This window comes from Bradyrhizobium sp. WSM4873, from assembly GCF_055811355.1.
This window is the reverse complement of record NZ_JBVVPS010000015.1, coordinates 155,254-176,297: the sequence shown is the minus strand read 5'-3', so window position 1 is coordinate 176,297 and position 21,044 is coordinate 155,254. Positions and strand designations below refer to the sequence as shown.

Sequence of the window (21,044 nt, the reverse complement as noted above, 5' to 3'; positions counted from 1 at the left end):
CAGAAGGAAAGTTCGGCTCCCGGGAGAGCACGGCATAAGCCGTCCGACCATCGCGCAGGGAAGGCCGAGTGATTGGCTACACCTGTATGCTGCTGTGCGGTTCTTTTGCGCTACATCTTCGCGCAGCGGACCGCGGGTGCCAGCCGGCACCCGGCCTTCCCTGCGCCCTCTTGGACAAGAGGGTGGAGTGACCAGGCAAAGCTCGGGCGAAATGCGCCGCGAGAACGAGAACTCATGCCCGCTGTTGGTAAGACCAGTCGCATCATTTCCCGGAATATGTCGAACCTTGCGGGCGCCATGCGGCCATCTCACGCGGCGCTTCGGTTGGCCTTTGGCTTTGTCTTTGCCCTTGTCTCTGGCTTTGCCTTGGGCTTCTCCGGCGCTGCTGCGTCGCCGAATCCTACTGGATACATCAGCAACCCAAGAGTGCCTGGACCTTCGAGCTGGAGATTCGTCCCTTCGGCGAGAAATGGTAGCGGAGCCGGTTCACGATGGCCCGTGCAAGGGGTCGCAATGAAAAGGGTTCAGGATGAACTGCCGAAGCGGTGTTCCGGAAGTCCCTGTGCAATGCCATCAATGGCCAGAACGTGACCCGCCTGAGGTTCGCGGCTCAATTGCTCACGATCCAGAAACTTTCTGGCCGTCGTCACGAACAAGGTCTTCAGGTCGGCTCCGCCGAAGCATACGCAGGTCGGATTGGTCGCCGGCACCGGAATGACGGTGTCGATCCGGCCGTCCGGCCGATAGCGCACCACCCGGCCGCCGGAGAAGAATGCGGTCCACAGTCCGCCCGCGACGTCGATGCACGCGCCGTCGGGCCTCTCCCCGGAGGCGCTGTAGTCCGCGAACAGCCGTCTGTTGCGGATCGCGCCGTCATCGAGATCGAAGTCGAACTGCCAGGTGCGGTATCGCCTCGTATCCGTGAAATAGAGCGTGCGATTGTCGGGTGAGAACGCGATGCCGTTCGTCACGACGACATCGCCGAACATATGCGTTGCCCGGCCGTCCGCCTCCACACGATACAGCGCTCCGTTCGGTCGATGCAGCTGGTTGTCCATGGTGCCGATCCACAGCCGGCCCCGGGCGTCGACGCGCCCATCGTTCAGGCGGTTGTCGGGGCCGCTTTCGACCTCGCAGAGCTGGGCTGGAGGACCGTCATCGGACGCGCGGCGATAAAGTCCCAGATCCTGCGCGAGCAGGTGGGAGCCATCCGCCGTCAGAGCCTGACTGCCGAGGAAGTTGCATGCGTAGGGAAAGACCTGATGCACGCCGGTCGCCGGATCGAACGATTGATGCAGCCGCCGGTCGATGTCGACCCACCACAGCTTGCGGGAGCGGTCGCACCACAGGGGCGTTTCGCCGAGGATGTCGCCTGCGGCGACCGCGGTCTCGACCCGATATGCGGGGATCATGTCGGCGGTCATCCCGATATCCGATTCCAGCCGCGAGCCGGGCGATCAGTCCTCGTTCCAGGAGGCGAGGGCGTGCGCGACGCAGCCGTTGATGTGGTCGGTGAGCACGGTTTTGGCGCCTTTGATGTCGCGCTTGAGCGCGCAGTCCAGCAGCGCCTTGTGCTGATTGATCGTCTCTGCGCCGCGGTAGCGCAGCGCATAACGGAAATATTTGTCGAACACGACCGCGTGGGTCTGCATCAGCTCGCGCGAACCGCAACTCGAGATCAGAGCCTGGTGGAATTCGCCGTCGTAGCGTTTGCGCAGCTCGGGATCGTCGCCCTCTTTGAGGACGGTGCGTTCGGTCGCCGCCAGCTTGTGATGCGCGGACACCACGCGGCCCTCCCACTCGACGTCGCCGGCGCGGAACGACTCGGCCATTGCATGCTGCTCCAGCAGGATGCGCAGACCGGCGAGTTCACGCAGGTTCTGGATGGAGATCGGCGCCACCTCGAAGCCGCGCTGGCCCTCCGCCACAACGAACCCCTCGGAGGTCAGACGATTGAGGATCTCGCGCAGTGTGGAGATGCTGACGCCGTAGTCCTCCTTCATGGCGTCGAGCTTGAGACGTCCGGACGGCGTCAGCACGCCGAAAATGATGTCGGATCGAATCCGCTGATAACCGCTGTCGCCCGCCGACAAGGGGCGCCCCTCGAGTGACGTCATACTCTCCGATCCCGCAATAGCGCGCAACGCCCCGTGGCGGGCGGCTGAACCATCAATGTTACCAGCAATATAGCAGACGCCTAACAACAGGTGTATTCCAAAATCTCCGATGAAGTGCATTTTATCATTTGACCGAGAAATGTAGTTATGTTTTTTGATTGACCTGAGGGTGCAGAAAAAAATGGCTCAAGCCGCCGTCGTGCCCCGATCGAACAGGGAGGTCAAAATGAGCTTGTTGGTACGGGCGCTGTCTGCGACGGCGATCTGCGTGGCGCTGACGGTCGGCGCATCCGCTGAGGACATTCAGGAGCGCACGATCAGGTGGGGACACCTGAACAACACCGATCACCCCGTCAGCGCGGGGGTGCAGAAATTTGCGGAGATCCTGCTGGCGAAGAGCGGGGGCAAGATGAAAATCCGTGAGTTCGCGGCCTCGCAGCTCGGCAACGAACTGCAGCAGCAATCGGCGCTGCGCGGCGGCACGCAGGAAATGCTGTCGGCCTCGACGACGTCGCTCGCAACCGTCGTGCCGGAGTTCGGCCTCATCGACTTTCCGTTCATCGTGAAGACCATCGAGCAGGCCGACGCGCTCGGGACCGGCAAATTCGGCACGTCAATGCTCGATACGTTGCCGTCGAAGGGGCTGATCGGTCTGGGATATTGGGGCCTCGGCTTCCGCAACGTCACCAACAGCACGCGGCCGATCACCAAGGTCGAGGATTTCAACGGCCTCAAGCTTCGCGTGATTCCGAACCCGGTCTACCTCGAGACCTTCGGGTCCTTCAAGGCCAATCCCGTTCCGATGGCCTTCGGCGAACTCTATTCGGCGTTGGAGACCCGCACCGTCGACGGCGAGGAGAACCCCTTCACGGTCATTCTCTCCAACAAGTTCTACGAAGTGCAAAAATACGTCTCCGCCACCAATCACACCTTCACCCTGAACATCATCCTGGTGAGCAAGGCGTTCTGGGACAAGCTGTCGCCGACCGAGCAGCGCCTGATGCGCGAGGCGTATGAGGAGAGCCGAGGCTATCAAAAGGAGCAGACGCGCCTTCAGACCGAAAAGGCCCTCTCTGAATTGCAGGCAAAGGGCATGCAGTACAACACCGTCGCGCCGGAAGAGCTCGATCGCATGCGCAAGACCGCGCAGCCGGTCGTCGACAAGATTGCCGCCAATCTTAAGCCGGAAGCGGTCAAGCTGTTCAACGACGAGCTCGATCGCATCCGCAAGGACGTGAAATAGTCGACCTCGTCAGCATGCAAGAGGCGGAGCCGGCCAGTCGGCCGGCTCTGAACCCGACTTTGCCCGGACGGCACGTATGGCGCGATTTCTCGACCTCTATTGCACCCTGCTGAAGGGCATCATTGCCGCATTTCTTGCGGTGATGGTGGTGCTGGTGTTCGGCAACGTGGTGCTGCGCTACGGCTTCAACTCCGGTATCGCGATCTCCGAGGAGCTGTCGCGCTGGCTCCTGGTCTGGCTGACTTTCCTCGGTGCAGTCGTGGCAATGCGTGAGCACGCCCATCTGGGAGTCGATAGCCTTGTGCGGATGCTACCGGCTTACGGCAAACGCATCTGCTTCATCGTCAGCTACGTCCTGATGTTGTTCGCCGACTGGCTTCTGCTCTCGGGAAGTTGGCGTCAGACGATCATCAATATCGACGACCGCGCCCCGGCGACCGGCCTGTCGCTCGGCATCTTCTATGGCGTGGGCGTGATCTTCGGCGTTTCGGCCGGAGTGATCCTTCTCTACGACCTGTTCCGCGTCATGTCCGGACAGGCCAGCGAAGCCGACATGGTCGCCGTCAGGGAATCGGAGGAGCACTGATGCTGTCTCCCCGTATCGTGCCGCGCGGCGCTCACATCCTGGAAATCACCGGGATCACGCCATGACGATTGCCGTCTTCACCTTCTCGCTGCTCGGCGCCATGGCGCTGGGCATGCCGATCGCCTTTGCGCTGATCGTCTGCGGCGTGGCGCTGATGAGCACGATCGACATGTTCGACGCCCAGATCGTGGCGCAGAACGTCATCAACGGCGCGGACAGCTTTCCGCTCATGGCCATTCCATTCTTCATGCTCGCCGGCGAAGTCATGAACAAGGGCGGTCTGGCCAAGCGAATCGTCAACGTTGCGCTCGTCGCAGTCGGCCATTTTCGCGGGGGACTCGGTTACGTCACGATCCTCGCGTCCTGCATCCTTGCGTCGCTCTCGGGCTCCGCGGCGGCCGATGCCGCGGCGTTGGCTGCCCTGCTGGTGCCGATGATGGTGGCGGCGGGCCACAAGAAGTCCTATGCAGCGGGCCTGGTGGCGGCCGGCGGCATCATCGCGCCCGTGATTCCGCCCAGCATCGGGTTCGTCATTTTCGGCGTCGCCGCGGGCGTGTCGATCTCGAAACTGTTTCTGGCCGGGATCGTCCCGGGGATGTTGCTCGGGGCAGGGCTCTGCCTGGCCTGGTGGTGGGTAGTGCGCCAGGAGAACCTGACGCCCCCGCCAAGAGCATCGCTCTCGGAAATGGTGAAAGCGGTCGTCGACGGCTTCTGGGCGCTGATGCTGCCGGTCATCATCATCGTCGGCCTGCGCTTCGGCATCTTCACGCCGACGGAAGCCGCAGTCGTCGTCGCCGTCTATTCGCTGTTCGTCGCGACCTGCATCTATCGGGAATTGAAGCCGTCGCAGCTTTATGAGGTGTTCGTCTCCTCTGCGCTGACGACGAGCATCGTCATGTTTCTCGTGGCAGCGGCGCTGGTATCGTCCTGGCTCATCACCGTGTCCGAGATTTCGGCACAGATCGTCGCCCTGCTGAAGCCTTTCATGGGCAACAACACGCTCCTGATGCTTGCGATCATGGTCGTGGTGGTGATCGTGGGAACGGCCCTCGACATGACGCCGACCATCCTCATCCTCACGCCGATCCTGATGCCGATCGTCAAGGCGGCGGGCATCGATCCCGTCTACTTTGGCGTCCTCTTCATCATCAACAATGCGATCGGCCTGATCACGCCGCCGGTCGGTATCGTGCTCAATGTGGTTTGCGGCGTCTCCAGGATCAGCATGGAGGACATCATCAAGGGCGTCTGGCCCTTCTTGATCGCGCAACTGATCGTCCTGTTCGCGATGGTGCTATTCCCGGGACTGGTGACGATCCCGGCCAAGTGGTTCAGCGGCTAGAGGCGTCGGCAACAAAGGAAGGACAAGCGAAAATGGCCGCAAGGATCATGATCCTCAACGGACCCAATCTCAATTTCCTCGGCATCCGCGAGCCCCACATTTACGGCTCGACGACGCTCGATGAGATCGAGGCGAGCTGCCGCGCGCTGGCCGACCAGCTCGGAGTTTCGATGTCGTTCCATCAAACGAACATGGAGGGCGAACTCGTCAGCCTGATCCAGTCCGCCCATGGCAACGCGGACGCCATCATCATGAATCCCGCCGCCTATTCATTCACCTCGATCGCGCTGATCGACGCGCTGAAGATTTTCGAGGGTGTGAAGATCGAGGTGCATATCTCGAACATTCACGCGCGGGACGAGCTGCACCGCCACTCGATGACGTCGAGTGCCTGCACGGCGGTCATTTGCGGCCTGGGTCCCTATGGTTATCTCGCCGCGATGCTCGCGGCGGTCCAACGGCTGGGCCAATTGCCTGAGGCCATCGCACCGGCTCTGCACGGGCTTGCGGCCGGCGGCAAGGTGTAGGCATGGAGGGCGGGATGCGCGGCACGGGATTTCTCGCCATCTGGAGCGACGTCGAGGCTCACGACCTGACCGACTACCGGCACTGGCTGACGCGCGAGCACACGACCGAGCGCGTGACGACGAAGGGCTTCCTGGCATCGCGTGTCTTCCGCGCGGCAAGGGACGACATCAACCGCTTCTTCATTCTGTATGAGCTGAAGACGCCGGAAGTCCTCGACGGCGAGGCCTATCTGGCGCGCCTCAACGCACCGACGCCGTGGTCCCAGCGCATCATGCCGAAGCTCGGAAATTTCGTGCGGGGCGGCGGCGTCATGATTGCACGGGGAGGGCGGGGCGAGGGCGCATCGATCGTGGCGCTGCGGATCGAGACCTTGCCGAAGGATCCCCAAGGTTTGGCCCGGGCGCTCGTTGCGTGCGACGGGGTTGCCGCCGTGCAGATCGGCGCGACCGACGAGGCGCGGACATCAGTGCGGACGACCGAGAAGGGCATGCGGAAGAACGAGGGCTTCTTCGCGGGGCTTTTGCTGATCGAGGCGCTCGACGTTGCGTCGCTGCAGGCTGCCTTGCGGAAAGCCGCGGAAATTGCCCCCGACGTCATGGCCAGGGCGAGCGAGCCGGAAGTTTATCAAAGCATGTTTGCGCTCGACGCCCGCATCGCGGATTTTGGCTGATGGCAACGTCTCGCTAGGAACTCTTGCGCACCATCGAGGCTTGACTCGGCGGGCCAGCGTCGCCGCCGATTTGCTGGCCTGCACGGCCCCGCCTCCAAGCCCCCATACCCCCCAGGGTGGGGCCGTGTCTCTTCGCAGGAGACACAATGCCCGAGCCGACCGATCACGACATCAGAGAACGCGCGCACCGCTTGTGGGAACAGGCGGGCAAGCCGGAAGGCCGCGAGGAAGAGTTCTGGCACGCGGCCGAGCAGGAGTTGCGCAACGAGGACAAGTCGAACCCCATGCGGACGCCGGATACGCTGTGACCGACAAGAGCTGCCCATTCTGCCACGGTCTGGGATGGGTCTGCGAAAACCATCCGCTCCGCGCCTGGAGCGACGAATTGGGCGGCTGCCGATGCGGTGAGGGCATGCCCTGCACCTGCAACGCGACGGAAGATCCCGAAACAAGGGCGGTGATCGTCGAAGCGGACACCACGTGGCATTGAAGGACCTGGCATTGAAGGCGGAACAGAGCCTTCCAGCAGGAATTGAGGTTGTGAGCAGCACGGGCTGCGACGCAGGCCCGTGGCTGCGGCGGGGTTTGCGGTGGACGAGCGGCAAAAGATAGAGCACCAGATCGAACTCGCAACGCGAGCGGCAGCCCTTGTCAAAGACGAAACCACTGTCCAGCGATTCAGGACGTTCGCCGAGGAGCTGAAGCAAAAGCTGCTTCGCATGATGCGGCGCGGCAAGGTGCGAGCGCGCGCGTACGAACTCTGGGAGCAGGCCGGTCGCCCGGTCGATCGGGATGTGGAGTTTTGGCTCGAGGCCGAACGGCAGATCGAAGAAGAGCGCGATCAGCGAAGGCCCTCGGATTGCTCAGACAAACGGTAGAAGTTCCGGTAGCCACATCGGCAGCGAACAAGCTTCGGGCCGCGCGTTCCTGGACAGAGAAAAAGCCGCCGAGTTCTTCACCTGGCGGCTTCAAAGTCCGTAGCTGTTGGTCGCCTCTCCAGCCTGGTGCGTACCGCCGTTACCTTGTTTGCGGCCATGCAAGTTCAGTCTAGGCCAAGGCGCTCGATTCTGCTGTGACCTGAAGCACACATTGGAAGGACGATGTCGGGAAGCTTGCGAGGGCACCGACTTTGATGGGACTGCTCCGTCATTGCGTTACACGCCGGCCGCGACACCCAGGCGGCCGATGCCTGGAAGCTTCAGCGCGGGGCGGCGGATGTCGAGGCCGAGCACCGCGCCGAGGAAATTGATCTCGATTCCTTCGACCCAGCCGATGGTCATGCCGAGATAGCCCGACAGCGAGGCGTAGAGGCCGGTGCCGGACGCCGTGATGCCGGCCCAGCGTCCGCTGTAGGGAAAATCCTTGCCGATAGCGGTCGGCGGCAGCACGGCGCGCAACTCAGGAACAGCGTCCAGCGCCGCCTGCACGAAGGTGTTGGAATTCGGTCCCGGCCAGGCGCTGTAGTCGCCATAGGCACGGAACTTGTAATTCTCGATGACGGCGCGGATCTTGGGAATCAGCGCTTCGGCCGGCGCGCCGTCGACGGCGACGACCGTTTCCGGCAAGGCGCCGAACCACCGGCCATCGGGCGCAAAGCCGTTGCTGCGAACAGGGTCGCCCCAGGCCGTGTAGTCGTATCGGCTGTAGGTCGCGGCGCCCTTCTCCTTGACGACGATCCAGGTATGGACAGCAAAAATACTGCGCCAGCGCACCGTGCGCGCGGCGAACACGCGGATCACCGCGTCCGGATTGGCTGACGCGGGCGGCAGCAGGCCGGCGCTGGAGCGATCCGCCGTCTGCCAGTTGCCGCGGCCGTCGCCGCGCAAATAATAGCGGCCGGCCGACACGGCGATCGGCAGGAAGATCAGCAGCAGGAACAGAATCAAGGATTTCCTCAAGGGCAAACGGCGGTCAGGCGGGACGATGCCACCAATATAGTTCGCAAGGCACGCCGCGCCAGCGCTCTCCTGCTCTTGCATTCGGGTGGTGCGGCCATATGTTGCGTCCATGAGGAAGTTGTCGCTCGTCGAGGACCAGGCCATCCAGGCGCGAATCGCGTACATCGCGGGCGCCGAGATTTTCGATCGCCTGTTCGCCGGCATCCGGTTCGACGAAATCGACGGCAATCTGCTGTTTGCCATTGCCAGCGACGAAGACTGCGCGGCCGAGATCGAGGACGAGTTCTCGCACCAGCTCGCCGTGGTCGCCACGCACATCCTCGCGCAGAGCGTGGACGTGGTCGTGGTGCTGCCGAAGGTCCTGCAATAGCAGCCTGCCCGTTCGCCTTCTGCCCGTTCAGGCCGCTTGCCTTTGTCCCCTGTCTCTGCTTTTCAACGCAATTGCAAGATTGTAATGACGTCATTGGGCGCTCACGCCCGAGGCGCGTTATCGACGGAGCTCGACGGGAGGGCTCGTCGTCGCTCGCCTCTATTTGCGAAACAAAGTTGGATACACATTGGCGCCCACCAGGAAAGCCCGGGCCACGACCGGCGTGACAAAGACAAAAAGCGCGAGCTCAAAGAGCAAGAGCTCAAGAGGCAAAGGCTCGAAAAGAACGAGCGCGAAAAGCAGGAGTTCGAAAAGCAGGAGTTCGAAAAGTACCAGCTCGACAAGCAAGCGCCCGGACAAGAGCGCCTCGCGGTCCGCGGTCGCCTCCTCGTCGCCGCTCGGCATGCTGGCGCTGCATCTGCTCGAGCAGTGGGAGAAGTCCGGCCGCGACGGCCTCGTCTTCCTCTGCGACGACGAGAGCAGGGCGGAGCGGCTGGGCGGCGTGATCCACGCCCTCGATCCCTCGGTCGACGTGCTGGTGTTTCCGCGCCTGAACACGCTGCCCTTCGACGGTCTCGAGCCCTCCCGCGAGATCGCGGGACGGCGCAGCTCGGTGCTGCGGCGTCTCGCCAAGGCAAAGAAGCCCGTCTTCCTGGTGTCCACCGCGGAAGCGATCATGGAACGGCTTCCGCTGCCGGCGAGCTGGTCGCGGTCGAGCCTCACGCTGAAGGTAGGCGCGCCCTATTCCGGGCCCGAGCTGGAGAAGCGGCTGGAGGCTCTCGGCTACGATCTCGACGAAGAGGCGGAGTATCCGGGCGGCGTCCTGTTCCACGGCAAGACGTTCGAAGTGTTTCCCGCTGGCGCGCTCGCTCCCTTCCGGATCGAGCATTCCGGAGACACGATCCGCAAGATCGTCGCCGTCGATCCCATCGAGCACGAGGTCGTCTACGAGACCGCCGAATTGATCATCGATCCGATGTCCGAGCGGATCGCGCTGGGAGCTACGCGCGGACAGCGGGCGACTCTGCCGGATTATTGCAGCCGCGCGCGATGGATCGCGGATGCCGGGGTATCGACCCACGCCGAGAGCTGGCTGGGCACGATCGAGGACGCTGCCGGCCGCAGGGATGCGGAGCGCGAGTATCTGGGGCAGGCGGACTGGAAGCAGCTGAAGAAGCGCATCAGCGTGCTGCCGCGCAAGGCCGCCTTCATCTCGACGCCGGAGTTCTCGAAGCTGGCCTCGCCGCGCAAGGCGCTTCGCGCCTTCGTCGCCGACATGCAGCGCGGCGGATCGCGGCTGCTGTTCGTCGCAGCCGTCGAGGACGACCTTCGTGCGATGGAGCGCATGAGCGGCATCAAGGCGGAGCGGCTGGCCGATTGGAGCGAGGTGACGAAGGCACGCAGCCGCGAAGGCGCGCTGCTGGCCGATTTCGACGCGGGGTTCATTGGCGCCGGCCGCAAGCCGCTCGTCGTCGTGACCGCCTCCGACGTGCTCGGCAGCCGGGCCCATCATCCCCAGCCGATGGCGCGCGCCTGGAACCCGGCGTTCGATCATCCTGATGTGCCCGAAAAGGGCGCCGCCATTGTCCATCTGCAACGAGGGCTCGCCGTGCTCGATGGCTTGCAGATCCTCGACATGGGCAAGGGATCGCGACGCGAGATGATCAGGCTCAAATTCGCGGGCGACAATGCCGTGCTCGTACCGCCGTCCGATCTTGCCGTGATCTGGCCCTATGCCGGCGAGCCCGGCAAGCTGACGCTCGACAAGGCGGACGGCAGCAGCTGGTGGGCGCGGCGCACCGAGGCGGAAGCGGAAATCCAGGTCGCCGCCAAGGCTCTCGCCAAACACATCAGCCAGCGCCTCCGCCGTCGTGCACCCAAACTGGTGCCACCGGGGCCGGCCTACGAAAAGTTCGTCGCGCGGTTCCCCTATTTCACGACAGTGGACCAGGGCCAGGCGATTCAAGACGTCCTCGACGATCTTGCGGCGGGCCATCCGATGGACAGGGTGATCTGCGGTGACGTCGGCTTCGGCAAGACCGAGGTCGCGCTGCGGGCGGCGGCCGCAGTGGCGCTGTCGGGCAAGCAGGTGGCGATCGCCGCGCCGACGACCGTGCTGGCGCGGCAGCATGTCGAAACCTTCCGCAAGCGGTTCGGCCCTCTCGGCATCGAGGTGGGAAGCCTGTCGCGAGCCAGTTCAGGCCCGGAGACGCGAGAGACCAAGGAGGGGCTGCGGCGCGGCGCGCTGAAAGTCGTGGTCGGCACGCAGGCGCTTGCGGCAAAGGACGTGAAGTTCGCCGACCTCGGCCTCGTCATCATCGACGAAGAGCAGCATTTCGGCGCAGCGGAGAAGGCGAAGCTTTCAGGCCTCGCCAAGGGAGCCCATTCGCTGTGGATGAGCGCCACGCCGATCCCGCGCACGCTCGCGGCGGGACTTGCCGGCTTCCGGGATCTCAGCGTGATCGCCTCGCCGCCGGTTCATCGCCTTCCCATCGTGACCAGGATCGCGCCGCTGTCCGACGCTGCCATCGCCGCGGCGCTGCTGCGCGAGCGCAGGCGGCATGGTCAGAGCTTTCTGATCTGCCCGCGCATCCAGGATCTGGAGCCGATGCTGGCCCGTGTGCAATCGGTGGCACCGGAGCTGCGCATCGTCTGTCTTCACGGCAGACTGCCCGTGGACGAGATCGACGACCGCATGATGAGTTTCGTCGATGGCGAGGCGGACGTGCTGCTGGCGACCAATATCGTGGAAAGCGGTCTCGATATTCCGCGCGCGAACACCATCGTGGTGTGCTGGCCCGAAAAGTTCGGACTTGCGCAGCTGCATCAGCTCAGGGGACGGGTGGGACGCGGCGGCACGCGCGCCTTTGCCCATCTGCTGACGGAATCGACCTCGGAGCAGTCCGAGAAACGTCTGGCGGTGCTGGAGGAGTTCAGCAAGCCGGGTGCCGGCTTTGCGATCAGCGAGCGCGACCTCGACCTCAGGGGCGCCGGCGATCTGTTCTCGGAACAGCAGTCCGGCCACGTCCAGGTGTTCGGACCGGTGCTCTACAGTCATCTGCTGAAGCGGGCGTCCGAGCGAGGCAGCGATACCGGCGCCGATCTGTGGGTGCCCGATCTCAATATGCCGTTGGCTGACATGTTGCCTGAAGGCTACGTGCAATCGGAAGCGGTCCGGCTCGAGATCTATGGCCGCGCTGCCAGGTGCCGAAACGACGACGATCTGGAAGATCTGGAGGAGGAGATCTCGCGTCGTTTCGGCAGGCTGCCGCCGGAGGCCCGCGACTTCTTCGCATCCGCCAGGCTCCGGATCGATTGCAAGCGGCGCGGCATCGTCAGGCTCGATGTCGGGCCCGAGGCCGTCGCCGCGACTTTCCTGCCGGGGCGGCTGCGGAAATCCAGGGGGAAGTCGCAGGCGGGAGCGCTACAGCGCGACGGCGACCGCGTCGTCTACGCCGGTCGCCGTGATCAGGACCCGTTCAGGCGCGTCGAGGAATTCCTCGAACTCCTCGACGCATGAGGATCATTCGGTCTGCTCGACTGCCGTGGGCATTTTCGCCACCGACATCAGCGAGCGAGCCACCTGGTTGAGGAGCTGATCGGCGTTCTCCTCCTCGGCGAGTGATTTCGACAGCAGCGCGACAATGGCACTGTGGCGAAGCTGCTGGGCGAGGTTGCGCGCCGTGGTGTAGCCCGCGATCTCGTAGTGCTCGACGCGCTGCGCCGCGCCGATCAGGGCGAGGTCGGCCGCCGCGTCCTCCTTGTCCTCGCCCTCGGCCATGATCTCCTGGCCTTCCTCGACGAGGCCCATCATGCCCTTGCAGGGCTTGGCGCGGGCGGATTTGCCGAGCATTTCGAAGCATTCGTTGATGCGCTCGACCTGCGCTTCGGTCTCCGCGAGGTGCTGCTCGAACAGCTCGCGCAACTGGTCGAAGCGGGCGGCCTCCGCCATCTTGGGAAGCGCCTTGGTCAATTGCTTCTCGGCATGCAGGATATCGCGCAGCTCGTTGATGAGCAGATCGCCGAGACCGGCTTCGTCCGCCGGCGGCGAGCTCTCGGTGACGATGGCCGAGGCCGGACCCGGTTCGCCCGCCTGGATTGCCGGCGAGTCCGTGAAGACCCAGTCGCCGCCCTCGTTCCACGGCCCACGCGTGTCGATCTCGCCATGGTCGCCGGCGCCGGTGGAATCGTTGAAGAACTGGTCGACGAGGCCGGGCGTCGGCGCGATGCGGCCGATGCTGAAGGCCGGCTTGCCCATGCTCTCGAGCGCCAGCGCGAACGCCTTCATGTGCGTGATCTCGCGGGTCATCAGGAACTGCAGCGCATCCTTGCTGCCGGCATCGTCGCAGAAATTGATCAGCCGCTCGTAGACGATCTTGGCCCGCGCCTCTGCGGCAATGTTGCTGCGCAGATCGACGTCGAGCTCGCCGGTGATCTTCAGATAGTCGGCGGTCCAGGCATTGCCCTGGGAGTTGAAGAGATTGACGCCGCCGCCGCCCGCGATGGCGATGAGGGGATCGGCTTCGGCCGCCTGGCGGTCGAACTTCGAGGGCTTGAGATGCATCCGCGCCAACGTGCCGACCACTTCCAGATGGCTGAGCTCTTCGGTGCCGATGTCCATCAGGAGGTCCTTGCGATCGGGATCCTCGCAGTTCAACCCCTGGATCGAGTACTGCATCGCGGCCGCAAGCTCGCCGTTGGCGCCGCCGAACTGCTCCAGCAGCATGTTGCCAAAGCGCGGATCGGGTTCGTCGACGCGAACGGTGAACATCAGCTTCTTGACGTGATGATACATGGGGGGACTCTCGATCTGGGGATTGTGGAAGAAGATGCTTCCCGAACGGGTGGCGCCAATGGTTTGTTCCTAACCAAATGATCTGCGCCGGTGATATGCGGCGCAGATCATTCGATGTCGGCGGCAGGATTGTGGACGAATTCGATCAGCGTTGATCCGGGCGCTTGGCGGGAGGCCCGTTCTTGTTGCCGGGAGCCCCTTGAATATTCGACGGGTCCTGCGATTGCACGGCGGTGTTGCCAGTGGAGCTCGTCAAATTCGATCCGACGGTTTCACCAGGCTTGGCGGCCGGTCCGTTCTTGTTGCCGGGCTGTCCGGCAATGCCGGCACCCGAATTCTGCGCGCTTGGCGCGGACGAAACGTCAGGCTTGCTGGCCTGCGCCCAAGCTGCTGCAGGCAGCGCGAGAGCGGCGAGGATAACGGCACCTGTGAACTTCATCTCGGTGTTCTCCGACTGATGCCCCATCTACTCGAACGCCGGTGACCTGCGTGCGTTCCCTGTCGTCATCAACTCGAAAAGTCTTCTCGCGCTATCATGGCGGACTATCCCGGCAGCGGCGCCTCCACGACGTCCAGCAGCGCTCCGAGGCCCTGGCGCAGGCGGCGGGTGGCGATGCTCTCGGTGGCGAGGCCGAACACCACCAGGGATCGTCCGGTCATCGCATAAACATGCCCGAAGTCGAACGCGGGCATCTGCCCCTCCGGTTGATTGGTGTCGATCAACCCGACCCAGCTGCGTCCCTCGGCGACGGCAGGCAAGGTGAAATTGACGACGTCGTGATGGGCGTTGTAGATCAGCAGCATGGTTGCGTCCGAGCCGCGGCGCTTGATCCCGGTCTCCTGGGCGCGGCCGTCAAGCAGCAGGCCGAAACATTTGGCGTTGCCGTCCTGCCACTGTTCCGTCGTCATTTCCTCCCCGGACGGCGCGAGCCACGTCACGTCCTTCACGTCCAGCTCTTCATTGTGGGAGCCGACCAGGAAGCGGCTGCGGTAGAGAATCGGAAATGCCTTGCGCGTGGCGATCAGCTTGCGCGTGAATTCGCGCAGGCTGCGGCCGTTTGCGGTAATGCCCATCCAGTTGAGCCATGTGGTCTCGTTGTCCTGGGCGTACGCGTTGTTGTTGCCGTGCTGGGTGTGTCCGAATTCGTCGCCGGCAAGCAGCATGGGCGTGCCGTGAGACAACAGCATGGTCGCCAGCAGATTGCGCTTCTGTCGCTCGCGCAACGCAATGATTTCCGGATCGTCCGTCGGTCCCTCGGCGCCGCAGTTCCAGGAATGATTGTTGCTGTGGCCGTCGCGATTGTCCTCGCCATTGGCTTCGTTGTGCTTGTCGTTGTACGAGACGAGATCGTTGAGATTGAAACCGTCATGGGCGGTGACGAAGTTGACGCTGGCCCATGGCCGGCGTCCGCGCTTGTTGAAGAGATCGCCGGATCCGGACACGCGCTTGGCGAAGTCCGCGATCGTGCCTTCGTCGCCCTTCCAGAAAGCGCGCACGGTGTCCCTGAACTTGTCGTTCCACTCCGCCCATCCCGGCGGAAACTGACCGACCTGATAGCCGCCCGGACCGATGTCCCAGGGCTCGGCGATCAGCTTGACGCTGGAGAGCACGGGGTCCTGCCGGCAGGCATCGAGGAAGCCACCGCCTTCGTCGAACCCGTAGGGCTCCCGTGCCAGGATGGTGGCGAGGTCGAAACGGAAGCCGTCGACCCGCATCTCGGTCGCCCAGTAGCGCAGGGAGTCCGCGACCAGTTGCAGCACGCGCGGGTGCGACAGGTTCACCGTGTTCCCGGTGCCGGTGTCGTTGATGTAATAGCGCCGCTGGTCCGGCAGCAGGCGGTAATAGCTGGCGTTGTCGATGCCCTTGAACGACAGGGTCGGGCCGAGCTCGTTGCCTTCCGCGGTGTGATTGTAGACAACGTCGAGGATGACCTCGATGCCGTGGGCGTGGAACTGGTTGACCATGGCCTTGAATTCGTTCGCGAACGGCGTCTTGAGGTGGCGCGGCTCCGGGGCGAAGAAGGCGAGGGAGTTGTAGCCCCAGTAATTGCGCAGGCCTTTCTCGACCAGATAGCTGTCGTCGGCGAAGGCATGGATCGGCAACAATTCTGCACTGGTGATGCCGAGCGATCGCAGATAGGCCGGCACCTCCGAATGCGCAAGACCGGAGAACGTGCCACGGTCTGCGTCGGGCACCAACGGATGCAGCTGGGTAAAACCCTTGACGTGCATCTCGTAGACGATCGTCCGCTCCCACGGCACTTCCGGTTTGCGCGCGGCGCCCCAGGTGAAGGCCGGGTCGATGACGCGGCATTTCTGCATCAAGGGCGCGCTGTCGCGTTCGTCGTAGGAGAGATCCTTGTCGGCATGGTCGAGCTGGTAGCCGAACAGCTCCGGTCCCCAACGCAACCGGCCGACCAGCTGTTTGGCGTAGGGATCGAGCACGAGCTTGTTGGGATTGAAGCGGTGTCCCCCGTCGGGTTCGTAGGGGCCATGGACGCGGTAGCCGTAGACGGTGCCGGGACGGGCCGCGGGCAAATAGCCATGCCAAACTTCGTCGGTATATTCCGGGAGTTCGATCCGCTCCAATTCGGTCTCGCCGCCGTCGTCGAACAGGCAGAGTTCGACCTTGGTGGCATGGGCCGAAAACAGCGCGAAATTGACACCAAGCCCGTCCCAGGTGGCGCCGAGCGGAAACGGTTTGCCCTCGCTGATCCGCGAGCGCCGCAGGCTCGAGGCTGCCCGCGTCAGGGCGTCGTCTGAATGTGCTTGTTGGTCCATTATTGCCCCGAAATGCCGTTCAAGAAATTGGTGCAGTCGCCGCCACTTCGCCGGTGGTTTGGTCGCCAACCGCCGCCGAAGCGACTACGGCGGCAGGAGGCACATCGTCCGGTTTGGGCAGCGTGGTTGCCCTTTGCAGCGCCGCCTCCTTGCTGATGGCCGCAATCGAGTTGCCGGTCCGCTCGACGATGCTGGTCAGCTCTGCGTCGGACAGTCCCAGACGCTTTCTGACGAGGCGGACCTGAGTAGGGTCGGCAAGGTCGAGCTTGTTGCGGATCGGCTGTGGCTTCGAGCGGCGCATGGCGAAATCTCCCGTGTAGAATTGCAACCGTCGCCCAGGCGATTCCGTTCCCTGTTTGCAACAGTGATCTTCCCCAACCGTCGTCGCCGCACCTTGGCCCAAAAGTGCACACAACGAGCATGGCGCATCGGTGTGGCGCCGGCCTGAGGAACGAATGCCTGCATCTCGGCTTCTCCCGTCCTGAGCATGCTTGAGCGATCGCAAAATCGAGCCTCGCGAAGCTTGCTGTTATTTCCAGCCACGCAAAGGCGGCTAGGTTTGAGTCACAGATTGGGAATGGCCGGGCAAGCGCGACACCACGGCCCTCGATGCCTCGATCACGGGGTCTGCTTCAACCTCTGGGCGCCGACGGCGCAATCGGTCGAATTGCTCGAAGCCGGCCGGCCGCCACTCCGGATGACGCGCGACCACGATGGCTGGTACCAATCGTTGAGTCCCACCGCGCACGTCGGCACGCGCTATCAGTTCAGAATCAACGAAGACCTGGTCGTTCCCGATCCCGCCTCGTTCTTCCAGCCCGACGACGTTGGGGCGCCGAGCGAGGTGATCGACACCGCGACGTTCCGGGACTCGGTGCTCTATCCCGGCCGCCCCTGGGCGGAGGCCGTGATCTACGAGTTGCATGTCGGCACCTTCAGCGAGGAAGGCACCTATGCCGGCGTCGAGAAGAAGCTGCCCTATCTGCGCGATCTCGGCATCACCGCAATCGAGCTGATGCCGCTCAATGACGTCCCCGGCCGGCACAATTGGGGCTATGACGGCGTGCTGCTGAATGCGCCAAATGCACGCTACGGCAGGCCGGAAGACCTCAAGCGGCTGTTGCGCGCGGCGCATGCCCTCGACATCATGGTCTATCTCGATGTCGTCTATAACCATTTCGGGCCGCAGTTGAACTATCTGCATCTCTATGCGGAAAGCTTCTTCACCCAGCGCCACAGCACCGGCTGGGGCCCTGCCGTCAACCTCGAGGGACACGACGGCGCGTTCGTGCGCGAGTTCCTGATCGAGAACGCGTTGATGTGGCTGCGCGACTACGGGTTCGACGGCTTGCGGCTCGACGCCGTTCACGCGCTGAAGGACGATTCCGACCGCCATTTCCTGATCGAGCTGGCCGAGACGGTTCGCAGTCAGCTGCCGGGCCGGCGCGTGCATCTGATGCTGGAGAACGAGGACAATCAGGCCCGCCTGCTCGACCGGGCGCAAGGGCGAACCCGGCTCTATGACGCGCAATGGGGCGATGATTTTCACAACGCGCTCCACGTCCTGTTGACGGGCGAGGACGAAGGCTATTATCGCGCCTTCGCAGACAGGCCGCTCGAACATCTCGCGCGAGCGCTCACCGAAGGCTTTGCCTACCAGGGCGAAATCTTTCCGCTGCATGACGAACCGCGCGGCGAGCCGAGCGCGCATCTGCCGCCTGAGGCCACCATCTTCTTCGCCCAGAACCACGACCAGATAGGCAATCGCGCGCTCGGGGAGCGGCTTTCCGCGCTGGTCGGTCCGGAGAAACTGGATCAGGCCATGGCGCTGGTTCTCCTGAACCCGCATATCCCCATGCTATTCATGGGTGAGGAAGCCGCGGCCGAGACGCCGTTCCTGTTCTTCGCCGACTGGTCCGGCGAAGCCGCCGAATTGACGCGGGAAGGCCGGCGCAAGGAGTTCGCGCATTTCAAGGCATTCTCGACGCCCGACATGCGCGCCAGGATTCCGGACCCGTGCGACGAAAAAACCTTCACGGCATCGAAGCTCGACTGGACCGGCATCGACCGCTCTCCCGCCAGCGCCAGGTTTCGCGGCCTCACAACCCGATTGCTGAAGATACGGCGCGAGAGAATCGTGCCGCTGATCAAGCAGGGTTTCGTGTCGGCTCATTGCAAGTTGCTGGGAGAGGACCAGCGTAATGGCGGCCTGGATGCCCGGTGGCGGACGGAGAAGGGAGACATCTTGCAGATTGTCGCCAATTTAGCCGATCGCCAATTGCCCATGCCGGCGCTGGTTGCGGGCGAGAGCCTATGGCGATTGGGCGCCGCCGACGCGCCAGCCCTGTTGCCGAACGACATCATCGTGCGGCTTGGCCACGAGGCTTGATGGAACCGCGAGGAACGCTTCCAAAAGCTTTCCGTTAGCGGAGTAAATCGCTGGAGCCGCTTCATGACCGACTATCCAAAGCCGCCTTTTCCGCCGCAGCAGCAATCGATGCCCGGTTCGACGCGCGCGATGAACCCGCGACCGGATCATGGCGAAGAGAGCTACAAAGGCTCGGGCCGCTTGGCCGGAAAGAAGGCAATTATCACCGGAGGCGACAGTGGCATCGGCCGTGCGGTCGCGATCGCCTATGCCCGGGAAGGTGCCGACATCGTCATCGCCTATTTGAACGAGGATGAGGATGCCGCCGAGGTCAAGACGCTGGTGGAGCGCGAGGGACGCAAGGTCGTCCTGATCCCCGGCGACATCCGCAATCCCGATCATTGTCGCGCGATCATCCAGCGCACCGTCGAGGCGTTCGGCGCAATAGACATCCTCGTCAACAACGCTGCCCATCAGGACACGTTCAAGGAGATCGCTGATATCAGCGATGAGGAATGGCAGCGGACGTTCGAGACCAACATTCACGCCATGTTCTATCTCACGAAGGCCGCGGTGCCCCACATGCGCCCGGGAGCCGCGATCATCAACACCGCGTCGGTGAACTCCGACATGCCGAATCCGACCCTGCTGGCCTATGCCACGACCAAGGGCGCCATTCAGAACTTTACTGGTGGGCTCGCACAGATGCTGGCGGCGAAGGGCATTCGGGTCAATGCGGTCGCTCCGGGCCCGATCTGGACGCCGCTGATTCCGTCCACGATGCCGGAGGACAAGGTCAAGAACTTCGGCAAGCAGGTGCCGATGCAGCGGGCCGGCCAGCCGGCCGAACTCGCGACCGCCTATGTCATGTTCGCCGATCCGCTCTCGAGCTACACATCGGGAGCGACCCTGGCGGTCACCGGCGGGAAGCCGTTCATCTGACCCAGCGCGCAACGAGAACGTGGCAGCCCCGCGGGCGGGCCGCCACGTCCAGTACATCTTCACCAGCACGTCTTGACCACGGCGTCTCGATCAAGCGGCGCTGGGACGCCTTGGCATTGACGCCCTTGCGAAGCGCCACCGCGTTCAGCTTGGTGTTGGCGGCTTTCTCTTCGTCGATCTCGCCGGCGGTCTCATCGGCCTCCTCGACAATGCCGTCGACGGCGGGACAATGTTGGCCGCTGGGCTCCTTGCCGAGCTTCGCGAACACCTTTCACAATGATGGAACTGGAACGCCGCACAGCCGCAGCTGTTCCATTCCCGTGACCAGATCAGGAGAGCCGAATGAGCGACGGTGAGGATCATCTTGCGAGCCTGCTCGGACGAGCGGCGATGGACGTGTGGGGCGACATGCCCCGCGACATCCAGGAAGCGCTGTTCGAGACCGCCATGAAGGGACGGCCTGCGGAGCGGGAAGAACTCGCGCGGCTGTTGCACGAGCGGCATCCCCGTACGCTTCATCCGGCGCGGCCTGGCTGAGCCGCGGCAGGAACGATCAGGCAAGAAGCCGATTTGTAAAATGGGCGAGGCGCGGTGAATGGGATTCGACGAAGCCCGAGCCGTAGCGCCGCCCAGGATCAAATCGGTGGGTCGATCAGCGTGACTGAAATGATTATCGGAAAATGGTACGACCCCATCTCCCAGAGATGGATCGTGCCGCGCGAAGCGCAATCGGTGGCGGGCCACTCGCAGTCCGACCCGGAGAAGGGGCTCGAAACCCGCAAGCCGGCCGAGGCGCAGCGGATCTGGGACCTGTTGGTCGATTGCTGCGCGCGCGGGTGATGTCCGAGCCGCACCATCATCGGCTTCTGCTGTCGGCAATTCACAGAGTGATGACATAGACCGCGAAGGCAATGATGAGCGCCAGGCTTACGACGACGGTGCTGATCAATATCTTGCCCATGGCGCGTCCGTGCTGTTCCGCCGCGTCAATGTAACAGCCGGCATTTTCGTTCCTGAACGGCTCTGCTGAAGCAGCGCCGACTGTTCACATGTAAACAGAGGGCGCCGGCACCAAATGGCGTGAACTACATCATTTGATATAGATATGGCTGGGCTCGCTCATATCATTGGCCATCCAGAAGGCACAGCATGTGCCCATGACATGGAGACCCGATCGTGCACAGGCGGCGTCGCGTTCAGCAAACCACCACGCTTCAAGAGCGGCTTGCGGAGTTCACCAGGACCATCCGTGAAAAGGCCGAGTCGTTGCCCGACGGCAAGGAGCGGGATGAGCTGATGAAACGGCTGAGAAGCGCCGACACGGCGTCAAGCCTCGACCGTCAATTCGGCGGCAGGGATTGAGCTGCAAGGATCGAGCTGGCAAGGACTGAGCTCGCAAGGATG

At 63.5% G+C, this 21,044-nt stretch carries 22 protein-coding genes and 2 pseudogenes; 15 read left to right on the top strand and 9 right to left on the bottom strand.

Annotation, left to right across the window (positions count from 1 at the left end; genetic code table 11):
- Positions 1 to 389: 389 nt before the first annotated feature.
- Positions 390 to 476 (top strand): annotated as a pseudogene (locus AC0L21_RS20930) (short-chain dehydrogenase); the annotation flags it as partial.
- A 48-nt stretch (positions 477 to 524) separates the two neighbouring features.
- On the opposite strand, the gene AC0L21_RS20925 reads toward AC0L21_RS20930, so the two are convergent.
- Entirely contained in the window at positions 525 to 1,424 is a 900-nt protein-coding gene (locus AC0L21_RS20925; RefSeq protein ID WP_473263716.1) for an SMP-30/gluconolactonase/LRE family protein, read from the bottom strand.
- A gap of 33 nt (positions 1,425 to 1,457) precedes the next feature.
- Positions 1,458 to 2,117 (bottom strand): GntR family transcriptional regulator, encoded by a 660-nt coding sequence (locus tag AC0L21_RS20920; RefSeq protein ID WP_473263714.1) that lies wholly within the window; start codon positions 2,115 to 2,117, stop codon positions 1,458 to 1,460.
- A 226-nt stretch (positions 2,118 to 2,343) separates the two neighbouring features.
- On the opposite strand from AC0L21_RS20920, the gene AC0L21_RS20915 reads away from it, so the two are divergent.
- From AC0L21_RS20915 to AC0L21_RS20885, 7 genes are all read left to right on the top strand, one after another.
- Positions 2,344 to 3,360 (top strand): TRAP transporter substrate-binding protein, encoded by a 1,017-nt coding sequence (locus AC0L21_RS20915; protein WP_018453915.1) that lies wholly within the window; start codon positions 2,344 to 2,346, stop codon positions 3,358 to 3,360.
- Between the two features lie 76 nt (positions 3,361 to 3,436).
- Positions 3,437 to 3,946: a TRAP transporter small permease gene (locus AC0L21_RS20910; protein WP_007614042.1), complete on the top strand. Its 510-nt coding sequence runs from the start codon at positions 3,437 to 3,439 to the stop codon at positions 3,944 to 3,946.
- A 61-nt stretch (positions 3,947 to 4,007) separates the two neighbouring features.
- Positions 4,008 to 5,288, top strand: coding sequence for a TRAP transporter large permease (locus tag AC0L21_RS20905; RefSeq protein WP_473263713.1), 1,281 nt, complete (start codon positions 4,008 to 4,010; stop codon positions 5,286 to 5,288).
- Between the two features lie 32 nt (positions 5,289 to 5,320).
- Entirely contained in the window at positions 5,321 to 5,815 is a 495-nt protein-coding gene (locus tag AC0L21_RS20900; RefSeq protein ID WP_473263712.1) for a type II 3-dehydroquinate dehydratase, read from the top strand.
- Positions 5,816 to 5,829: 14 nt separating this feature from the next.
- Positions 5,830 to 6,486, top strand: a complete 657-nt coding sequence (locus AC0L21_RS20895) for a hypothetical protein (RefSeq protein WP_473263711.1) — start codon at positions 5,830 to 5,832, stop codon at positions 6,484 to 6,486.
- Between the two features lie 146 nt (positions 6,487 to 6,632).
- Complete coding sequence (locus AC0L21_RS20890) at positions 6,633 to 6,794, top strand: DUF2934 domain-containing protein (protein ID WP_007595988.1); 162 nt, start codon at positions 6,633 to 6,635, stop codon at positions 6,792 to 6,794.
- Between the two features lie 282 nt (positions 6,795 to 7,076).
- Positions 7,077 to 7,364, top strand: coding sequence for a DUF2934 domain-containing protein (locus tag AC0L21_RS20885; protein WP_063996830.1), 288 nt, complete (start codon positions 7,077 to 7,079; stop codon positions 7,362 to 7,364).
- 276 nt (positions 7,365 to 7,640) lie between these two features.
- Here the strand turns inward: AC0L21_RS20885 and AC0L21_RS20880 are convergent, their stop codons facing one another.
- The gene (locus AC0L21_RS20880; protein ID WP_473263710.1) at positions 7,641 to 8,372 is read right to left on the bottom strand and encodes a DUF3750 domain-containing protein; all 732 of its coding nucleotides are present in this window, start codon (positions 8,370 to 8,372) and stop codon (positions 7,641 to 7,643) included.
- 121 nt (positions 8,373 to 8,493) lie between these two features.
- On the opposite strand from AC0L21_RS20880, the gene AC0L21_RS20875 reads away from it, so the two are divergent.
- Positions 8,494 to 8,754: a hypothetical protein gene (locus AC0L21_RS20875; protein ID WP_007595982.1), complete on the top strand. Its 261-nt coding sequence runs from the start codon at positions 8,494 to 8,496 to the stop codon at positions 8,752 to 8,754.
- 159 nt (positions 8,755 to 8,913) lie between these two features.
- On the opposite strand, the gene AC0L21_RS20870 is transcribed toward AC0L21_RS20875, so the two are convergent.
- Positions 8,914 to 9,159 carry a hypothetical protein gene (locus AC0L21_RS20870; protein WP_473263709.1) on the bottom strand — a complete coding sequence of 82 codons (246 nt, stop codon included), beginning with the start codon at positions 9,157 to 9,159 and terminating at the stop codon, positions 8,914 to 8,916.
- On the opposite strand from AC0L21_RS20870, the gene AC0L21_RS20865 reads away from it, so the two are divergent.
- Positions 9,158 to 12,274 carry a DEAD/DEAH box helicase gene (locus AC0L21_RS20865; RefSeq protein ID WP_473263708.1) on the top strand — a complete coding sequence of 1,039 codons (3,117 nt, stop codon included), beginning with the start codon at positions 9,158 to 9,160 and terminating at the stop codon, positions 12,272 to 12,274. The genes AC0L21_RS20870 and AC0L21_RS20865 overlap by 2 nt on opposite strands.
- 3 nt (positions 12,275 to 12,277) lie before the next feature.
- On the opposite strand, the gene AC0L21_RS20860 is transcribed toward AC0L21_RS20865, so the two are convergent.
- From AC0L21_RS20860 to AC0L21_RS20845, 4 genes are all read right to left on the bottom strand, one after another.
- Positions 12,278 to 13,549, bottom strand: coding sequence for a DUF892 family protein (locus AC0L21_RS20860; protein WP_473263707.1), 1,272 nt, complete (start codon positions 13,547 to 13,549; stop codon positions 12,278 to 12,280).
- A gap of 145 nt (positions 13,550 to 13,694) precedes the next feature.
- The gene (locus AC0L21_RS20855; RefSeq protein WP_473263706.1) at positions 13,695 to 13,988 is read right to left on the bottom strand and encodes a hypothetical protein; all 294 of its coding nucleotides are present in this window, start codon (positions 13,986 to 13,988) and stop codon (positions 13,695 to 13,697) included.
- A 104-nt stretch (positions 13,989 to 14,092) separates the two neighbouring features.
- Positions 14,093 to 16,330, bottom strand: a complete 2,238-nt coding sequence (gene glgX / locus AC0L21_RS20850; RefSeq protein WP_473263704.1) for a glycogen debranching protein GlgX — start codon at positions 16,328 to 16,330, stop codon at positions 14,093 to 14,095.
- A 19-nt stretch (positions 16,331 to 16,349) separates the two neighbouring features.
- Positions 16,350 to 16,631 (bottom strand): hypothetical protein, encoded by a 282-nt coding sequence (locus tag AC0L21_RS20845; protein WP_473263703.1) that lies wholly within the window; start codon positions 16,629 to 16,631, stop codon positions 16,350 to 16,352.
- 276 nt (positions 16,632 to 16,907) lie between these two features.
- On the opposite strand from AC0L21_RS20845, the gene treZ reads away from it, so the two are divergent.
- Both treZ and AC0L21_RS20835 read left to right on the top strand, forming a co-directional pair.
- Positions 16,908 to 18,719 carry a malto-oligosyltrehalose trehalohydrolase gene (gene treZ, locus AC0L21_RS20840; protein WP_473263702.1) on the top strand — a complete coding sequence of 604 codons (1,812 nt, stop codon included), beginning with the start codon at positions 16,908 to 16,910 and terminating at the stop codon, positions 18,717 to 18,719.
- Positions 18,720 to 18,782: 63 nt separating this feature from the next.
- Positions 18,783 to 19,640 (top strand): SDR family oxidoreductase, encoded by an 858-nt coding sequence (locus AC0L21_RS20835; protein ID WP_473263701.1) that lies wholly within the window; start codon positions 18,783 to 18,785, stop codon positions 19,638 to 19,640.
- A gap of 103 nt (positions 19,641 to 19,743) precedes the next feature.
- Here AC0L21_RS20835 and AC0L21_RS20830 read toward each other — a convergent pair.
- Positions 19,744 to 19,911 (bottom strand): annotated as a pseudogene (locus tag AC0L21_RS20830) (DUF892 family protein); the annotation flags it as partial.
- A 71-nt stretch (positions 19,912 to 19,982) separates the two neighbouring features.
- Between AC0L21_RS20830 and AC0L21_RS20825 the strand changes: the two are divergent.
- The 3 genes from AC0L21_RS20825 (at position 19,983) to AC0L21_RS20815 (ending at position 21,002) form a co-directional block, all read left to right on the top strand.
- Positions 19,983 to 20,177, top strand: a complete 195-nt coding sequence (locus tag AC0L21_RS20825; protein ID WP_473263700.1) for a hypothetical protein — start codon at positions 19,983 to 19,985, stop codon at positions 20,175 to 20,177.
- Positions 20,178 to 20,297: 120 nt separating this feature from the next.
- The gene (locus tag AC0L21_RS20820; RefSeq protein WP_473263732.1) at positions 20,298 to 20,480 is read left to right on the top strand and encodes a hypothetical protein; all 183 of its coding nucleotides are present in this window, start codon (positions 20,298 to 20,300) and stop codon (positions 20,478 to 20,480) included.
- A 336-nt stretch (positions 20,481 to 20,816) separates the two neighbouring features.
- Positions 20,817 to 21,002 carry a hypothetical protein gene (locus tag AC0L21_RS20815; protein WP_473263699.1) on the top strand — a complete coding sequence of 62 codons (186 nt, stop codon included), beginning with the start codon at positions 20,817 to 20,819 and terminating at the stop codon, positions 21,000 to 21,002.
- Positions 21,003 to 21,044 lie beyond the last annotated feature (42 nt).